At 37.9% G+C, this 15,619-nt stretch carries 15 protein-coding genes; 9 read left to right on the top strand and 6 right to left on the bottom strand.

The features are described from left to right. Positions 1-26: 26 nt before the first annotated feature. A complete protein-coding gene (gene mgtE / locus IGJ20_RS10520) occupies positions 27-1,388 on the top strand; it encodes a magnesium transporter (RefSeq protein WP_002362548.1) in 1,362 nt (453 codons plus the stop codon). 117 nt (positions 1,389-1,505) lie between these two features. Here mgtE and cutC read toward each other — a convergent pair whose 3' ends face one another. Then, positions 1,506-2,135, bottom strand: coding sequence for a copper homeostasis protein CutC (gene cutC / locus IGJ20_RS10515; RefSeq protein ID WP_002359565.1), 630 nt, complete (start codon positions 2,133-2,135; stop codon positions 1,506-1,508). A gap of 129 nt (positions 2,136-2,264) precedes the next feature. On the opposite strand from cutC, the gene IGJ20_RS10510 reads away from it, so the two are divergent. From IGJ20_RS10510 to recD2, 4 genes are all read left to right on the top strand, one after another. Beyond that, on the top strand, positions 2,265-3,110 hold the full coding sequence (locus tag IGJ20_RS10510; RefSeq protein WP_126254661.1) for a methyltransferase domain-containing protein: 846 nt from the start codon (positions 2,265-2,267) through the stop codon (positions 3,108-3,110). Between the two features lie 311 nt (positions 3,111-3,421). Next, positions 3,422-3,928, top strand: a complete 507-nt coding sequence (gene trmL / locus IGJ20_RS10505) for a tRNA (uridine(34)/cytosine(34)/5-carboxymethylaminomethyluridine(34)-2'-O)-methyltransferase TrmL (RefSeq protein WP_002356493.1) — start codon at positions 3,422-3,424, stop codon at positions 3,926-3,928. 216 nt (positions 3,929-4,144) lie between these two features. After that, complete coding sequence (locus tag IGJ20_RS10500; protein ID WP_002356494.1) at positions 4,145-4,789, top strand: histidine phosphatase family protein; 645 nt, start codon at positions 4,145-4,147, stop codon at positions 4,787-4,789. A gap of 26 nt (positions 4,790-4,815) precedes the next feature. Next, positions 4,816-7,425: an SF1B family DNA helicase RecD2 gene (gene recD2, locus IGJ20_RS10495; protein WP_002409491.1), complete on the top strand. Its 2,610-nt coding sequence runs from the start codon at positions 4,816-4,818 to the stop codon at positions 7,423-7,425. Between the two features lie 66 nt (positions 7,426-7,491). On the opposite strand, the gene IGJ20_RS10490 is transcribed toward recD2, so the two are convergent. Then, positions 7,492-8,451, bottom strand: a complete 960-nt coding sequence (locus IGJ20_RS10490; RefSeq protein WP_002356498.1) for a diacylglycerol/lipid kinase family protein — start codon at positions 8,449-8,451, stop codon at positions 7,492-7,494. Between the two features lie 262 nt (positions 8,452-8,713). Here IGJ20_RS10490 and IGJ20_RS10485 point away from each other — a divergent pair, with 262 nt between their 5' ends. Together IGJ20_RS10485 and IGJ20_RS10480 are read left to right on the top strand one after the other, a co-directional pair. Then, positions 8,714-9,220, top strand: a complete 507-nt coding sequence (locus IGJ20_RS10485; protein WP_002388397.1) for a QueT transporter family protein — start codon at positions 8,714-8,716, stop codon at positions 9,218-9,220. Positions 9,221-9,457: 237 nt separating this feature from the next. Then, positions 9,458-10,663 carry an aminoacyltransferase gene (locus IGJ20_RS10480; RefSeq protein ID WP_002384107.1) on the top strand — a complete coding sequence of 402 codons (1,206 nt, stop codon included), beginning with the start codon at positions 9,458-9,460 and terminating at the stop codon, positions 10,661-10,663. A gap of 55 nt (positions 10,664-10,718) precedes the next feature. Here IGJ20_RS10480 and IGJ20_RS10475 read toward each other — a convergent pair whose 3' ends face one another. From IGJ20_RS10475 to IGJ20_RS10460, 4 genes are read right to left on the bottom strand one after another with little or no spacing between them, the layout of a single operon-like run. Further along, positions 10,719-11,354 carry an ECF transporter S component gene (locus IGJ20_RS10475; protein WP_002356501.1) on the bottom strand — a complete coding sequence of 212 codons (636 nt, stop codon included), beginning with the start codon at positions 11,352-11,354 and terminating at the stop codon, positions 10,719-10,721. A gap of 3 nt (positions 11,355-11,357) precedes the next feature. Further along, positions 11,358-11,912 carry a phosphopantothenoylcysteine decarboxylase gene (gene coaC / locus IGJ20_RS10470; protein ID WP_002359573.1) on the bottom strand — a complete coding sequence of 185 codons (555 nt, stop codon included), beginning with the start codon at positions 11,910-11,912 and terminating at the stop codon, positions 11,358-11,360. Next, positions 11,909-12,682, bottom strand: coding sequence for a phosphopantothenate--cysteine ligase (gene coaB, locus IGJ20_RS10465; RefSeq protein WP_002388395.1), 774 nt, complete (start codon positions 12,680-12,682; stop codon positions 11,909-11,911). The genes coaC and coaB overlap by 4 nt, the downstream gene beginning before the upstream one ends. Positions 12,683-12,697: 15 nt before the next feature. Next, positions 12,698-13,690: a YhdH/YhfP family quinone oxidoreductase gene (locus tag IGJ20_RS10460; protein WP_002370506.1), complete on the bottom strand. Its 993-nt coding sequence runs from the start codon at positions 13,688-13,690 to the stop codon at positions 12,698-12,700. 263 nt (positions 13,691-13,953) lie between these two features. Between IGJ20_RS10460 and IGJ20_RS10455 the strand changes: the two genes are divergently transcribed. Further along, positions 13,954-14,496: a helix-turn-helix domain-containing protein gene (locus IGJ20_RS10455; protein ID WP_002356507.1), complete on the top strand. Its 543-nt coding sequence runs from the start codon at positions 13,954-13,956 to the stop codon at positions 14,494-14,496. A 25-nt stretch (positions 14,497-14,521) separates the two neighbouring features. Then, positions 14,522-15,607 carry an ABC transporter ATP-binding protein gene (locus tag IGJ20_RS10450; RefSeq protein WP_002356508.1) on the top strand — a complete coding sequence of 362 codons (1,086 nt, stop codon included), beginning with the start codon at positions 14,522-14,524 and terminating at the stop codon, positions 15,605-15,607. Positions 15,608-15,619: the final 12 nt, after the last annotated feature.

Raw genomic sequence — 15,619 nt, 5'->3', positions numbered from 1 at the left:
AAAGAGGCAGGAGGGGAAAGTGTAAGATGAATGAAGGCCAAGAAATGGAAGAGCAATTTGCCCTTCTTTTAGAAACGCTAAAAAATCAACAAATGAACGAATTTCGTGAGCTATTTTTAGCGTTACACATTTATGAACAAGGACAATTTTACCAATCGTTAGATGAAAAAGACCGACAACATTTATACAATTACCTATCTCCGAAAGAACTAGCGGATATGTTTGATGTTATCGAAGAAGATAATGAGAATATGAAAGATTATTTAGCTGAAATGCGCCCAAGTTATGCAGCCGATATGTTAGCTGAGATGTATACCGATAATGCGGTGGATTTACTAAATATGTTAGATAAAAGCCAAAAGGCGAAATATCTTAGTTTGTTAAGTAGTGAAGAAGCAGGCGAAATTAAAGAGTTACTTCATTACGAAGATGAAACTGCTGGGGCGATTATGACCACCGAATTTGTTTCGATTGTGGCGAATCAAACAGTGCGTTCTGCGATGTACGTCTTAAAGAATCAAGCGGACATGGCGGAAACAATCTATTACGTTTACGTAGTCGACCAAGAAAATCATTTAGTCGGCGTTATTTCGTTGCGGGATTTAATTGTTAATGATGATGATACCTTGATTGCTGATATTTTGAATGAACGGGTTATTTCAGTTCATGTTGGCGATGACCAAGAAGATGTCGCGCAAACAATTCGTGACTATGACTTCTTAGCTGTGCCAGTTACAGATTATGATGATCATTTGTTGGGGATTGTAACAGTTGATGATATTATTGATGTTATCGATGATGAGGCCGCTAGCGACTACTCTGGTTTAGCTGGGGTCGACGTTGAAGAAGTTAGTGAGAACCCTTTAAAAGCCGCTTCTAAACGATTACCTTGGTTAATTACGCTGCTGTTTTTAGGGATGTCTACGGCCTCGTTAATCAGTAATTATGAGTCGTTAGTTAGCGAAGCGAGTATTTTAGCCGTTTTTATTTCTTTAATTACCGGAACAGCCGGCAATGCCGGAACACAATCATTGGCGGTCGCGGTACGCCGTTTGGCTATGAAAGATGAAAAGGATAGTAATTTTGGTCGCTTAATCTTAAGTGAAGTGCTCACGGGACTAGTGACGGGGGCTGTGACAGGTTTAACCATTATGATTGTGGTTGGTGTGTGGCAACATAATCTTCCGCTTGGATTTGTGATTGGGATGGCAATGCTCTGTGCAATTACTGTGGCGAATTTAGCAGGGAGTTTAATCCCAATGTTAATGGATAAATTAGGGTTTGATCCCGCAGTTGCCAGTGGCCCGTTTATTACTACCTTAAGTGATTTAACCAGTGTATTAATTTATTTCAATATTGCAAGCATGTTTATGCGTTATTTTGTTTAAAAAATTGCACTTATTTATCATGAGACTGAGGTAAAAGGATTCGTTGGTTTGCTTGTATCTAAAAAAGTGAGATAGCCGTTAATACGACGGCTACCTCACTTTTTTAGATACAAGAAATTAAACAATTTTTGTGCCATGGACTTCTGTGACTTTTAAAGTGTCCATCACAGTTTGAACGTTTTCTGTGGAAATACCGCCACCTGGTAAAATAAGAATCCGTTGATCTGCGTAGGCAATTAATTCTTTTAAATGATCAAAGTTGTCTTCGATAGGGGTACCAGCTGGCCCGCCATGAGTTAAAATACGCGTCACACCACGCTCAGCTAACCAGTCGATCGCCTTAAATTGGTTTTCTTTCGACAAGGCATCAAAAGCCATATGGAAAGTGATTTGCAAGCCTTCAGCTGTTTCAATGAATAAGTCCAAAGCTTCTTCATCTAACCAGCCGTCCTCAGTTAAACAGCCAATAACAATGCCGTCGGTTCCTAATTTCTTTGCTTCGATTAAATCGGTATGCATAATTTTTAATTCAATATCATTATAGACAAAATTGCCGCCACGAGGACGAATGATTGTCATCACTGGTACAGAATGTTCGCCAGCGTATGCTAAGACTTCTTCAATAACACCAGTACTTGGCGTCGTTCCACCTACGGCTAAGTTATCGCATAATTCGATGCGATTCGCACCTTTTTGAATGGCTTGGGGAATCTTAGTGAAATTTTCGGCACAGAATTCTTTAATCATTTCTTATCGCTCCTTGCTTTTTCTTCACAGGCATTGTACCATAATTCTGCTTACTACCATAGCCCTGAAAAAAAGAGTGCAACTTTTTATAAGAGAAAATGTTCATTTGATGAACGTAAGGAGTTTTAAATGTTAAAGAAAATTGAACGAGCACAACAATTATTGAAAAAAGAAGCAGCCGTATTTCGCTGTCCAACTTGTCATGAACCAATGCATGTAGAAGGGGTTGGTCTGATTTGTCAACAGAGACATCAATTTGATTTATCCAAGAAAGGCACGCTATACTTTCTAAATCATGGCGTTCAGACAGAATATAATAAAAAAATGTTTACTTCTCGAGGAAAAATGATTCAAAGTGGCATGTACGCGCCTGTTTTAAACAAAATTATGCACTATCTTCCTCAAAATAAAACAGTAGTCGATGTTGGTTGTGGTGAAGGGAGTTTTCTAGCTGAGTTAAGTCAAGCAGGCTTATCTGGACTGAAAATCGGGTTTGATTTATCAAAGGAAGGAATCTATTTAGCAAGTAATCAGCCAATTGATGCGTTTTGGTGTGTGGCGGATTTAACGAATTTGCCATTCGCGAATGAAGGGCTTGATACGATTTTGAATATTTTTTCTCCTTCACATTATCAAGAATTTCAGCGAGTACTAAAAGCTGATGGGACTGTGATTAAAATTATTCCTGAAGAGAATTACTTAAAGGAATTACGAGCGGCTTTTTATCCCAATGACGAAAAGAAACAAAGTTATTCCAATCAAAAAGTAGTCCAACGTTTTGCCGAGGAATTAGCAGTGGAAGTAGATGAACGAATAACTTATTGCTTTGACATTCCCGAGGAAAGACGGTTGGATTTATTAGAAATGTCGCCATTAGAGTGGCAAGTTTCTCAAGAAGTTAAAGCCAAACTACAACAGCGACCATTGGAAAAAATCACGATTGACGTCCGCTTGTTAGTAGGTCGTAAAAGATAGACTTTTTTGTGAAGAAAATCCTAAAAAAGTCTTGCAATAAAGTGACATTGGTGTTATATTACTTACAAGTTGTTTTTTCATTGGTTTTTATCAGGGTCCTGTTCTGATAAAAGTTAGTGAAGAGACCTTCACTAACGTAACGACTCGCCGTGCTAGACACCGAGACGGTACGTTTTTTTTATTGGTTAGAACAGCTGCCGCCTGACATCATCGCGTCATGCGGTTTTTTTTGAAAATAAGTATTGTGGGCGCTATTTATTTTGAATTTATGCTAAAATGAACACGATTGATATTTGAGGAGCTGAAGATAGTTGACGAACCATATTGTTTTATTTGAACCACAAATTCCAGCAAATACTGGAAATATTGCACGGACATGTGCAGCGACGAATACACCGTTGCATTTAATTGAACCTTTAGGATTTTCAACAGATGATAAACACTTAAAACGTGCCGGATTAGATTATTGGAATGATGTAAATATTACGTATCATAAAGATTTGGCTGCCTTTTTAGCCCATGTGGCAGGCAAACACTTGCATTTAGTAACCAAATTTGCTCACCAAACATACAGCGAGGTCAATTATAATGATGGCGAGGACCATTATTTTCTTTTTGGAAAAGAAACAACGGGCTTACCAGAAACGTTTATGCGAGAAAACGAAGAAAAGTGTATCCGAATTCCTATGAATGATGAACATGTGCGCTCATTGAATCTTTCTAACACTGCCGCACTAATTGTTTATGAAGCCTTACGTCAGCAAAATTTTCCGAACTTAGAACTGACGCATCATTATGAAAATGATAAATTGGATTAAAAAAAGTTAAGACAGTAGCGCTTTTTTCAAAAATGTCAGAAGAAAGTGGTTTTATTTTTACTGTTGCCCAATTTCCGAGCCTAGAACAAAAAACAATTTAGATTTTTGTTCTAGGCTTATTTTGCTTGGATTACTAGAAACTTCCATGGATATTTTCGCAGGGAAGTGATAAACTAGAAAGACATATGAAGAGATAAAGAAGTTTGGAGAAGTTACATGAAATTATATTTTACACGACATGGAAAAACTGAATGGAATCAACAGAAACGATTTCAAGGAATGACAGGAGATTCGCCGTTATTACCAACTAGTTATGACGAAATTAAACAATTAGGCCAATATTTACAAGATATTCCGTTTGAAAAAATTTATTCTAGTCCGCTATTACGTGCCAAAAATACTGCGCGGGGAATTCAACAAGAATTGAATCATCCAGTTGAAATTGTTTATACAGATACCTTAAAAGAATTAGGTTTAGGTCGTCTAGAAGGACAATATATTGAAGAAATGCGTAATTTTTATGGAGAAGAATTAGATCATTTACGGCATCGTTTAGATTTGTATGATCCAACAATTTTTGATGGTGAACCAATCGAGCAAGCGATTCAACGGATTTCAGAAACAGTTGCTGAAGCGGCGAAGCAGCACGAAGGTCCAGTTCTATTTGTCGGACACGGAGCAGCCCTGACGGCGGCAATCCAAGCGATGGCTGGTAAACCATTATCAGAATTACGGACAATGGGCGGGCTGTTAAACAATAGCCTTTCAATCCTTGAAACCAAAGAGGCATCAAGGAACATGCCGTACGACTTAACGTTATGGAATGATACGTCTTTTTTAGCTAAAGAAAAAGCACAATAAGCGCACAACAGAAAGGAGGGCTTGTAGTGGTAACACTTTTTGGTGAGGACGAAGAAAAAGCCTTTATTGTTGGGACTGTACAAGCAATCTTTTTTGAAAATCCCAGTAATTTTTATAAAGTCGTTCTTGTAAATGTGACCGATACAAATACAGATTATTTAGAAAAAGAAATTGTAGTAACTGGAAGTTTTGGCCAAGTTCAAGAAGAGGAACCCTATCGTTTCTTTGGTCATTTTGTGGACCATCCTCGTTATGGCAGACAGTTTCAGGTGGATAGTTATCAGCAAGAAAGACCGACTTCGGCTAGTGGGGTGGTTAACTATTTATCAAGTGACAAATTTCCTGGCATTGGTAAACGAACTGCTGAAAAAATTGTTGAAGTATTAGGGGAAAGTGCGATTGACCGAATTATTGATGACCCGAGTGTTTTGGAAGAAGTTACTGTTTTAAATGAAAAAAAACGTCAAGTAATCGTCGAAACAATTCGCTTGAATCACGGGATGGAGCAAGTGATTGTGGGACTAAATCGATACGGCTTCGGTAGTCAGTTAGCTTTTTCAATTTATCAAACCTATCAAGAAGAAACCCTTTCTGTGATTCAAGAAAATCCTTATCAGTTAGTTGAAGATATTGAGGGAGTCGGATTTAAACGAGCGGACAATATTGCTGAACAAATCGGCATTCAGGCGGATTCTGCTGTTCGAATTCGAGCGGCGATTTTACATGAAGTGTTTGAGCACTCCATTCGCTCAGGCAATACGTATGTTCAAGCAGATGTTTTGTTAGAAGAAGCGATTCGGACCTTGGAAGCAAGTCGCCCAGTGGAAATCTCACCTGATCAAGTAGCCAATGAAATCATTACGTTAGTCGAACATGGAAAAATCCAACAAGAAGAGACTAAACTTTTTGAGAACAGTCTCTATTTTTCTGAATGGGGCATTGGTACTTCGATTCAGCGTTTACTTTCTCGTAAAAAAGAAATTCATTATGAGGAAGAAGAAGTCCAAAAAAATATCCGAATGATTGAGAAACGTTTAAATATTCAGTATGGCGATTCGCAACAAGCAGCGATTGAAGAAGCGATTAAATCGCCGTTATTTATTTTAACTGGAGGGCCCGGCACAGGGAAAACAACTGTTATTAATGGGATTGTCTCGTTGTTTGCGGAACTAAATGGTCTTTCATTAGATCTCAAAGACTATACGCAGGAGATGTTTCCAATCTTGCTAGCGGCGCCAACTGGGCGAGCAGCGAAACGTATGAACGAAACGACAGGTTTACCTGCAAGTACCATCCACCGTTTGTTAGGCTTGACAGGTCGTGAAAAAAATCCGAGTTTAACCGCCAAAGAATTAGAAGGTGGTTTGCTAATTGTAGATGAAATGTCCATGGTGGATACTTGGTTAGCCAATACGTTATTAAAAGCTATTCCGACAAACATGCAAGTGATTTTTGTTGGTGATAAGGATCAGCTACCGTCTGTCGGTCCAGGTCAAGTCTTACATGACTTATTGCAAATTAACGAAATTCCCAAATGTGAGCTAAACGAAATTTATCGTCAAGGAGACGGTTCAAGTATTATTCCTCTTGCCCATGAAATTAAAGAAGGAAAGTTGCCTGCTGATTTTCAAAAAAATCAAAAGGATCGCTCGTTCTTTGCAAGTGATATTGGTCATATCGAAGAATACATTCGACAAATCGTCACAAAGGCAAAAGCAAAAGGATTTACGCCACAAGATATCCAAGTTTTAGCGCCAATGTATCGTGGCGCAGCCGGCATTGATGCCTTGAATAAGATGATGCAAGAAATCTTCAATCCAAATGATGGTAAGAAAAAAGAAGTCAAATGGAATGACACCGTCTATCGGATTGGGGACAAAGTTTTGCAACTAGTCAATACGCCAGAATTAAATGTGTTCAATGGAGATATGGGAGAAATCGTCGGAATTACTTTAGCCAAAGACTCAGAGGACAAAGTGGACGAGTTGGTTTTACAGTTTGATAATAATGAAGTAACGTATAAAAGAAATGAATGGAATAAAATTACGCTATCGTATTGTTGTTCGATTCATAAAGCGCAAGGTAGTGAATTCCGCATGGTGTTACTGCCAATGGTTCATCAGTATAGCCGAATGCTGCAACGAAATTTGTTGTATACAGCAGTGACACGTAGTAAAGAATTATTAATTCTATTAGGTGAGGTTTCTGCTTTTGAAACATGTGTCAAAAACGAATCGGCTAGTCGCATGACGATGCTAAAAGAACGAATCGTGAACGCAGAACAAATGACCTTAACGACTAGAACTCAGTTAGAAGCCTATGAAGAAGGTTTAACGGCAGACCATCCATTTACTGAAAAGGAAACAAAAGCTGTCTCTTATGAAACTGAACAGCAATCAACGAAAGCCAATCAGATCAAAGAAACAGACGAGCAATTAGTTGACACAACGGTACAAGAAGTTTCACTATTTGCTGATGAAGGGGAAGAGTCAACCCCAGAAACAGCAAATAAAGCGACAAAAGTTGTCGAAGAACCATTACCAAAAGAACCACGACTAACAGTTGAAATTATTCAAACAAATGCTGTTGATCCAATGATTGGAATGAAGGATACGACGCCTTATCAATTTATGTGAGAAAAGGAAAGAGTGCCATAAGTCGTTTTGACTTATGGCACTCTTTTTCAACTTTAAGGGACTCAGTTAAAACCAAAACAAACGTTTTTGTGTGGTATAAACCATATCAATACTTCGTTTGCCTAAAATCTCGCCATCTGCGTGAATGGTTTGTGGAATCGTCGAAACAATTCGAATTTTGCTTGATTGAAAATGATGAAAATGCTTAGATTTCCCTTGTTTTTGACGAAGCAATAGGAAAATAAGCCACAAAATTTTAAAAATATTGATTCGTTCCACGACAACTAAGTCCACGACTGCTTTGCGAGGATTGGCCGTCGGCATAATTGATACGCCCCCGCCAAAATAAGGATGATTTGTGACCGTACATAGGAAAGCACGATTAAATGTGTATTGTTTACCATTCATTTCAACTAAAATTGGAAAGCCTTTTTGTTTAAAAAAGACATGAATGATTGAAGAAATATAGGAAAGCGAGCCAAGCTTAAATTTATTTAAGGCTTTTTTTGATGACGATTCGTTGGTTTTTTCCACGATTGCCGCATCTAATCCTAAGCCAACATTATTGGTGGCTAAGCCGATTTCTTCTTGGTTGGCTTCTACATAATGAATTGTTTGAATTTCTTTTGGTCGTCTGGTGCGCAGGATTTGATGCAATGCTTTATCAATATTTCTTGATAATCCCACCCCTCGTGCAAAATCATTTCCAGAGCCGCATGGAATATAGCTTAAAGGAATAGCTGAATCATATGGAAGTAATGAATTAATGACATTATGTAGTGTCCCATCGCCGCCTAGCACGACTAAGATTGGAAAAGTTGAAACGTCTAAGTCTTCAGACCAAGGAAGTAAAGTTGTTTCTGCAAGTTCCTTTGTCAATTCTTTTTCATGTCCAGCGTAATCAGTGTAAAGAGCCGTATATTTAAGTTCTTGTTGCTTGAGTTGTTGAATCACTTTTCTAGCGACTTTTCGGCCATTGCCGCTACTTGCCTGCTCGTTGATAATAAGATAGTAGTGAATGTTCATTGAGCTCCTCCTTTGAATCGCTATTGTCCATTATACCAGAGGGAGGAACTTCTGCGAATAAAGATTGCTTAAAAAAGTAAAAAATGACTAGAAAAAGGCACGAAACAATGCATGAGAGGTGAAAACTGCAAATAAGTGCAAAGTAAAACAGGGCTTTCATTGACTATTTTGACTTTCCATATTAGAATGTGAACTGTTGCAATTGTAACCAAGGTTCATCAACCATCCCTTGTAAAAAAACTCGGAGAAAGAAGGAAAAAGTATGCAAAATTCGTTTCAAGCCAATCGAAAGCTAAGAACAGTCTTAGCCAATGGTATCATTATGGGCTTATATATTGTCCTCTCTTTATTGGTTCGGCCAGTTTCTTCTGGTATGATTCAATTTAGAATTTCAGAAAGTTTGAATCACCTAGTCGTTTTCAATCGCAAATTGATGTGGGGTGTTTTAGGCGGCGTTATCTTTTTTAACTTATTTTTTGGTTTCGGTGTAATAGATGCTCTGTTTGGTGGTGCGCAAACATTATTTGCGTTGAGCTTAACAGCTTTTTTACAAAAAAAGGTACCAAGTATTCCTGTTAGAATGTGTCTAAATAGTCTATTTTTCACTGTAAGTATGTTTTTTATTGCCTTTATGCTAGTACCAAGTGGCGGCCAAGCATTTTGGACAACTTATGGTTGGTTAGCATTAAGTGAAGCGATTATTATGACGATTTCAGCACCAATCATGTACTTTATCAACAAGTCATTAAAATTTGAAACACGTATTTAATTGAAAAGATGTGGATAGAAATGATTCATCCTTTGAATGGCAGTGAAGAAAAGTGTCGTTGCTATTAGTGAACTAAGTGATAGAATGAACTGTTTCTACCTCGTCTTTTTTACATAAAGAATAAGATCTACATTTTTTCTAAAAATTTTCATGTAAAACTTTACTAGTCTGTTGGAATACACTATGATAGTGTAAGATAAACGGACTATTGGAAAGTCACAGCAGAGGAGTTTGAACATGTACACATTTAAAATCGGTATTCCGGCAGAAGTACACGATACATTTGTTAAAAATCACCCATTATGTAATTTACTACAGTCATCTTCATGGGCAAAAGTCAAGGATAACTGGGGTTCTGAAATTGTTGGGGTTTATGAAAAGGATACATTAGTCGCATCAAGTTTAGTTTTAATCAAACCATTACCAGCCGGTTTTACGATGTTATATACACCAAGAGGTCCAGTAATGGACTATACAAATGAACGTTTGGTCAGCTACTTTATGGCTGAATTGAAAAAATTTGGCAAGAAAAAACGAGCTTTATTTATAAAAATGGATCCAGCGGTTCACTATCAAGATTTTCATTTGGGAGAAGAACATCAACCGCATGCTGAAGCGACAGCTATTATTGAGACCTTGAAAGAAGCAGGGGCCAAATATCAAGGACTGACAATGGATATGGGGGCCACCATCCAGCCCCGCTTCCAAGCGAATATTTATCGTGAAGATTTTAGTGAGGAACAATTGTCAAAAAGTACCAAGAAAATGATTAAAACAGCTGAAAAAAAAGGGGTCGTTGTGCAGCAAGGGCATGTTGACTTTGTTGATGAATTTGAAAAAGTCATTCAATCAACCATGGAACGCCAACATATTTCTTTGCGGAATAGTGATTACTTTAAGAAGCTGTTGAACATTTACCCAGAAGACTCCTTTATTATGCTGGCGCAAGTCAATTTAAAGGAACGCTTAGATAGCACGCGACAACGCTATGACAAAAATCAAAAAGACTTGAGTAATTTGAAAGAAAATCAAGTGAAAAAGCGCCATAATTTAGAAGAATTAGATGCTTCCTTGACTCGGGAACTAAAAGAATTAGAAGAAAATATCGCAGAAGCTGGTGAAATCGTCACGGTTGCTGGCGCCTTGGCTGTGACATTTGGTCCAACAAGTGAAATCCTTTATGCTGGCTTAGATGATCGTTATAAACGCTACATGCCAACTTATGTGACTTGGCGAGATGCCATTCAAGAATGTTTTAACCGTGGCTGCGAAAGCTGTAATATGGGCGGCTTAGAAGGTAGTTTAAATGATGGCTTAATTAAGTTTAAAGCAAACTTCAACCCAACGATTAATGAATTTATTGGGGAATTCGATTTACCGGTTAATAAATTATTATTTAAAGCCAGTGAATATGCCTATAAATTACGAAAACAAAAAAAATAAATAAAAACCACAGGGACTAAAAATCAAACTTGATTTTTAGTCCCTGTGGTTTTTTCTATAGTTTTTGCGTTGCATTCCGTTTCATTAAGCGAAGCAAAACGCTAGCAATTGCTGAAGCAGCTACACCAGCAACAAGAGCTTCTGGCACACCAGAACTGAAAATCGTCGCAATAATAGCTAGGTAAACAGCAGTTCCAGCTTTACCAATAATTTCAGCATAAGCTGAATTAAAAAGAAAATAAATCATGTTCATGACTAAAATGGTATTCGTTGCTGAGCCTAAAACACCAGCCACAAATAAGGAGACAGGTTGCGCTTTTTCCTTCGTTAATTTATTTAGCCATTTGTAAGCAAAATAAGGAACGACCCCAATTAAAATCCGCGGAATGAGCACAATTAAAAGAGCCTTCCAACTACCGTGATCGGTACCAATCACGGGAATAAATGGAGAAAAAACAAACGACAAAGGTGTTGGTGCTGTCGTATTTTTAATTAAGCTAATGATCCCAAACGTGCCGCCCAACATACTACCGATTTTTGGCCCTAAAACAATGGAACCAATAATTACAGGAATATGCATCGTGGTCGAATTTAAAGGACCTAATGTGATAAATCCTAGCGGGGTTAAAGCCAGTAAAAGTAAGATAGCTAAGAACATTGCTGTTAACGTAAATTTTTTCGTGTTATTCATAAATTACTCCTTGTTATCAGATGCTAAAATTTTCATCACTGTTTGAAGGATATCTTCAACAGTGGCAAGTGCGCCACGACCATAATCGCCACAAGCTAATAGAGCTTCACGTGGGATTATTTCTTGATAGCCGACTTCTTTTAAAATGCCAATATTTCGTTGGACAATGGGGTTTTGGTACATATACGTATTCATCGCGGGCGCAATAATTTTGGGTGTTTCAGGATAAAGCGCCAAAGCAACTGTTGATAATAAGTCGTCGGCAATCCCATGGGCTAATTTCCCAATTGTATTGGCCGAAGCAGGTGCTACTAAAAATAAATCCGCTTTTTTAGCTAATTCAATGTGATTAATTTTACTGGGATCAATTTCCATCATGACATCCGTATGCACTGGATTCTTAGAAAGTGATTGTAACGTCAGCGGAGTGATGAACGCTGTGCTGCTTTTAGTCATTAAAATTTCCACATTGTAGCCAAGCTTAGCTAGTTGACTTGTAATATCTGCTGCTTTATATGCAGAAATGCTGCCAGAGACGCCTAATAAAATAGTTTTCATTGTTGTTCTCTCCATTTCTTTTCAACATTTTTAACGATCATTGAACCAATCCCTTGTTTTGAACAAGCTTCTTGGACAATGCCCGTTTCGTTAATTAATAATCCTTCGTGTTCTGTTTCATGAACGTTCATCAAGTCATTGGCTAAGACAAAGTCACACCGATTTTTAACCAAAGCGGCTTGTGCAACCTGGACAAGTTCTGCTTGTGAAACGTCGACAAGTAATTTAAAGCCCACTAAAACAGTTTGGGGTTGCTTGTCACGAATCATTTGGATGACTTTAGGATTTTTCTTTAGAAAAATTAATAATCGGTCCGTATCAGATGAAATTTTTGTTGCTGTTTGAGGAATATCAGCAATCTGATTCAATGTGTTTTGAACGATAGTTACCAAGGCTTCTTTGGTCTTTGGCAATGTTTGTTCGCTTAATTGTTGAGCAAAAGAATCAATAAATTGTTCTTCCGTTTGCGCGGCTTCCGTCGTAAAATCACTGACTGCCATTGCGTGAACAATCGCATCAAATTGCTTTTCAGCAAAGAGTTGTTCTAACGTAGTGGCTAATTCAACCGTTGTTTCTATTTCTTTAATTGATAAGTCCAATTGTTGGGTTGGACGTAATGCATGTTTGGTTGTTACGTAGGTTACGTTGTGTCCAGCAGCTAAAAAACTTTCAGCAATTGCTTTTCCTAGTCCGCCAGAAGAATGATTGGTAATCGAACGAACATTATCAATCGGTTCTGACGTTCCACCAGCAGTAACTAAAACATCCATAATCAAAACGCCTCCTTAAGAAATTCGGACAATGGTCCGTCCAATATGTTGGCCTGCTTGTAATGCTTCAAAAACAGGGGGAAGTTCTTCTAAAGTAATCTCTTGATACACAGCTTTTTCAGTGATGTCTAAATCAGTGGCAAGACGTTGCCAAACTATTTTTCGTTTGTCCATACCAACATTAACCGAATCAATGCCCAATAAATGAACGCCCCGTAAAATAAAGGGTAAAACGGTTGTCTCTAATGTAATTCCAGCAGCGCGGCCACAAATGGCTGAACGGCCATCATAACGAAGTTGTGGTAAAACAGCAGAAGTAATTTCCCCACCAGTGGTATCAATTGCAAAAGCAAAACGCTGTTTCATCAATGCTTTAACAGGAGTTGCTAAGAAATCTTCTACTAATAAGCATTCACTAACACCTAACTCTTTTAAAAGCCCAAAAGAATCTGGCTTTCTAGTTAATGCAGTGATTGAAGTGTAGCCTAATTGATGCAACATCGCAATAGACAATGTCGCAACACCGCCTGTCGCACCAGTTACAATAATGGGGGCTTCTTTGTCGTCTCGTAAGCCATCGTCTTCTAAAGCTGTGACAGATAATCCGGCCGTAAAGCCAGCAGTTCCGAAAATCATTGCTTCTTTGAGACTCATTTTTTCAGGAAGTGGAACTACCCAATCGCCAGGAACACGCACATATTCAGAATAACCACCAGTATGACTAACCCCTAATTGATAGCCTGTTACGATCACTTTATCGCCTTCTTTGAAACGAGGATCTTCCGATGTGACAACAGTGCCACTGACATCAATTCCTGGAATCATTGGATAATTGCGAATCACACCGCCGTCTTTTTTTGAAGCTAAAGAGTCTTTAAAGTTAACTGAGGAGTAGGCTGCTTTGATTACTACAGTGCCTTCTGATAAATCGTCTAAAGTAATGGTTTCTAGTTGACCAATAACAGATGTATCTTGTTCTCTTAACGTAAATGCTTGAAATGAATTCATATAAAAACTCTCCTTCCAATTATGTAAAAAAGCAACTCGTCTTATTTTATCATATTCTGATTTTTTCGTATCATTTTTCTTCTTATAAACAGTAAGTTATACAGAAAAGAAAGATTGTGTGACAATTAGACTAGAAAAATAAAGAAAAATGGTTGAAATTTTTCAAAAAGTTCGTATACTAAAAAAGGTAAAACTAAACTGTAAGTTTAGTATTACAAAACTTTTGTTGAAAAGATTAGCTGAAAATAGAAACGAGGTGTGCCATGGAAATTGGTGAGAAGTTGAGAAATTTACGCATTCAGAAAAATTTAACACAAGAAGAATTAGGCGAAAGAACGGATTTATCCAAAGGCTATATTTCCCAATTGGAGCGGGATTTAAGCTCACCATCAATGGAAACATTTTTCTCAATTTTAGAAGTACTAGGCGTGACGCCAGAGCAGTTTTTTAGTCAGCAACCGCTTGAACAGAAAATTGTCTACAATGAAGAAGAAAGTACCCTCTATTATGATGAAGAACATGGCTATGAACTAAAATGGTTAATTCCAGCCTCAAATGAAAAAGAAATGGAACCTGTCATTATTACTTTTGATAAAAATGGCGAATATAAAACGTTTGAACCTTCTCTATCGGAAACATTTATTTATGTGATTGATGGCTCCATTCGTTTGACATTAGGGGAAGCCACGTATATTGCTAAAAAAGGTCAAACCATGTATTACCAAGCAACAGAACCTCACCAAATTAGCAACAATGGTCGAGGAAAAAGTCGTGCGTTAATTGTGGCGACAGAATCGTATTTATAAAGGACGAAATGGAGGAGTTTATCCAGTGAGAAACCATGTGATTTCATTTGAAAATGTTGTCAAACAATTTGACGATGAACCAGTATTAAAAAATGTCAGCTTTGAAATTGAAGAAGGAAAATTTTATACGTTATTAGGACCTTCAGGATGTGGCAAAACAACGATTTTGCGTATTATTGCGGGATTCAATGACGTGACTTCTGGCGATGTTTATTTTGATGGTAAAAGAATAAATGATGTACCTGCCAATAAACGCCAAGTCAATACCGTGTTTCAGGATTATGCTTTGTTTCCTCACATGAATGTTTTTGATAATGTTGCGTTTGGTTTAAAAATCAAAAAACTATCCAAAGCAGAAATTGAAAAAAAAGTGAAAGAGGCATTACGTTTGGTTCAATTACCGGGCTACGAAACACGTGAAATTAGTGAAATGTCTGGGGGCCAGCGTCAGCGGGTCGCAATTGCACGAGCGATTGTCAATGAGCCAAAAGTATTGCTTTTAGATGAGCCGTTATCCGCTTTAGATTTGAAATTACGCACAGCGATGCAATATGAATTACGTGATTTACAACAACGTTTAGGGATTACTTTTATTTTTGTGACCCATGATCAAGAAGAAGCATTAGCGATGAGTGATGAAATTTTTGTCATGAATAAAGGTCATATCGTGCAAAGTGGCACACCAGTTGATATTTATGATGAACCGATTAATCACTTTGTTGCTGACTTTGTAGGGGAAAGTAATATTGTGGATGGCGTGATGCTGGAAGATAATTTAGTTTCATTTGTGGGCAAAAAGTTTGAATGTGTCGATGGCGGCATGCGGAAAAATGAACCTGTAGAAGTCGTTTTACGTCCAGAAGACTTAACGATTACCACGCTTGAAAAAGGCAAGCTAACCGTAACGGTGGACACGCAGTTATTCCGCGGCGTTCATTATGAAATTATTTGTTTTGATGAACAAGGAAATGAATGGATGGTGCATTCCACTCGAAAAGCCAAAGAAGGCGCTCAAGTAGGGCTCTCCTTTGAGCCAGAAGATATTCACGTGATGCGCTTCAATGAATCAGAAGAAGACTTTGATGCCCGTTTAGAAAGTTACGACGAGTAAACGAAAGGGGAA

This window comes from Enterococcus sp. DIV0294 (assembly GCF_050558155.1).
Classification (GTDB): Bacteria; Bacillota; Bacilli; order Lactobacillales; family Enterococcaceae; genus Enterococcus; species Enterococcus faecalis.
The sequence above is the reverse complement of the archived record's forward strand: the minus strand, read 5'-3'. Positions and strand labels throughout refer to the sequence as shown.

Bases quoted from the DNA above. Each gene is read 5' to 3' on its own strand.
- mgtE (WP_002362548.1), top strand. From the start codon at position 27: ATGAATGAAGGCCAAGAAATGGAAGAGCAATTTGCCCTTCTTTTAGAA.
- cutC (WP_002359565.1), bottom strand. From the start codon at position 2,135: ATGATTAAAGAATTCTGTGCCGAAAATTTCACTAAGATTCCCCAAGCC.
- IGJ20_RS10510 (WP_126254661.1), top strand. From the start codon at position 2,265: ATGTTAAAGAAAATTGAACGAGCACAACAATTATTGAAAAAAGAAGCA.
- IGJ20_RS10500 (WP_002356494.1), top strand. From the start codon at position 4,145: ATGAAATTATATTTTACACGACATGGAAAAACTGAATGGAATCAACAG.
- IGJ20_RS10490 (WP_002356498.1), bottom strand. From the start codon at position 8,451: ATGAACATTCACTACTATCTTATTATCAACGAGCAGGCAAGTAGCGGC.
- IGJ20_RS10485 (WP_002388397.1), top strand. From the start codon at position 8,714: ATGCAAAATTCGTTTCAAGCCAATCGAAAGCTAAGAACAGTCTTAGCC.
- IGJ20_RS10480 (WP_002384107.1), top strand. From the start codon at position 9,458: ATGTACACATTTAAAATCGGTATTCCGGCAGAAGTACACGATACATTT.
- IGJ20_RS10475 (WP_002356501.1), bottom strand. From the start codon at position 11,354: ATGAATAACACGAAAAAATTTACGTTAACAGCAATGTTCTTAGCTATC.
- coaC (WP_002359573.1), bottom strand. From the start codon at position 11,912: ATGAAAACTATTTTATTAGGCGTCTCTGGCAGCATTTCTGCATATAAA.
- coaB (WP_002388395.1), bottom strand. From the start codon at position 12,682: ATGGATGTTTTAGTTACTGCTGGTGGAACGTCAGAACCGATTGATAAT.
- IGJ20_RS10460 (WP_002370506.1), bottom strand. From the start codon at position 13,690: ATGAATTCATTTCAAGCATTTACGTTAAGAGAACAAGATACATCTGTT.
- IGJ20_RS10455 (WP_002356507.1), top strand. From the start codon at position 13,954: ATGGAAATTGGTGAGAAGTTGAGAAATTTACGCATTCAGAAAAATTTA.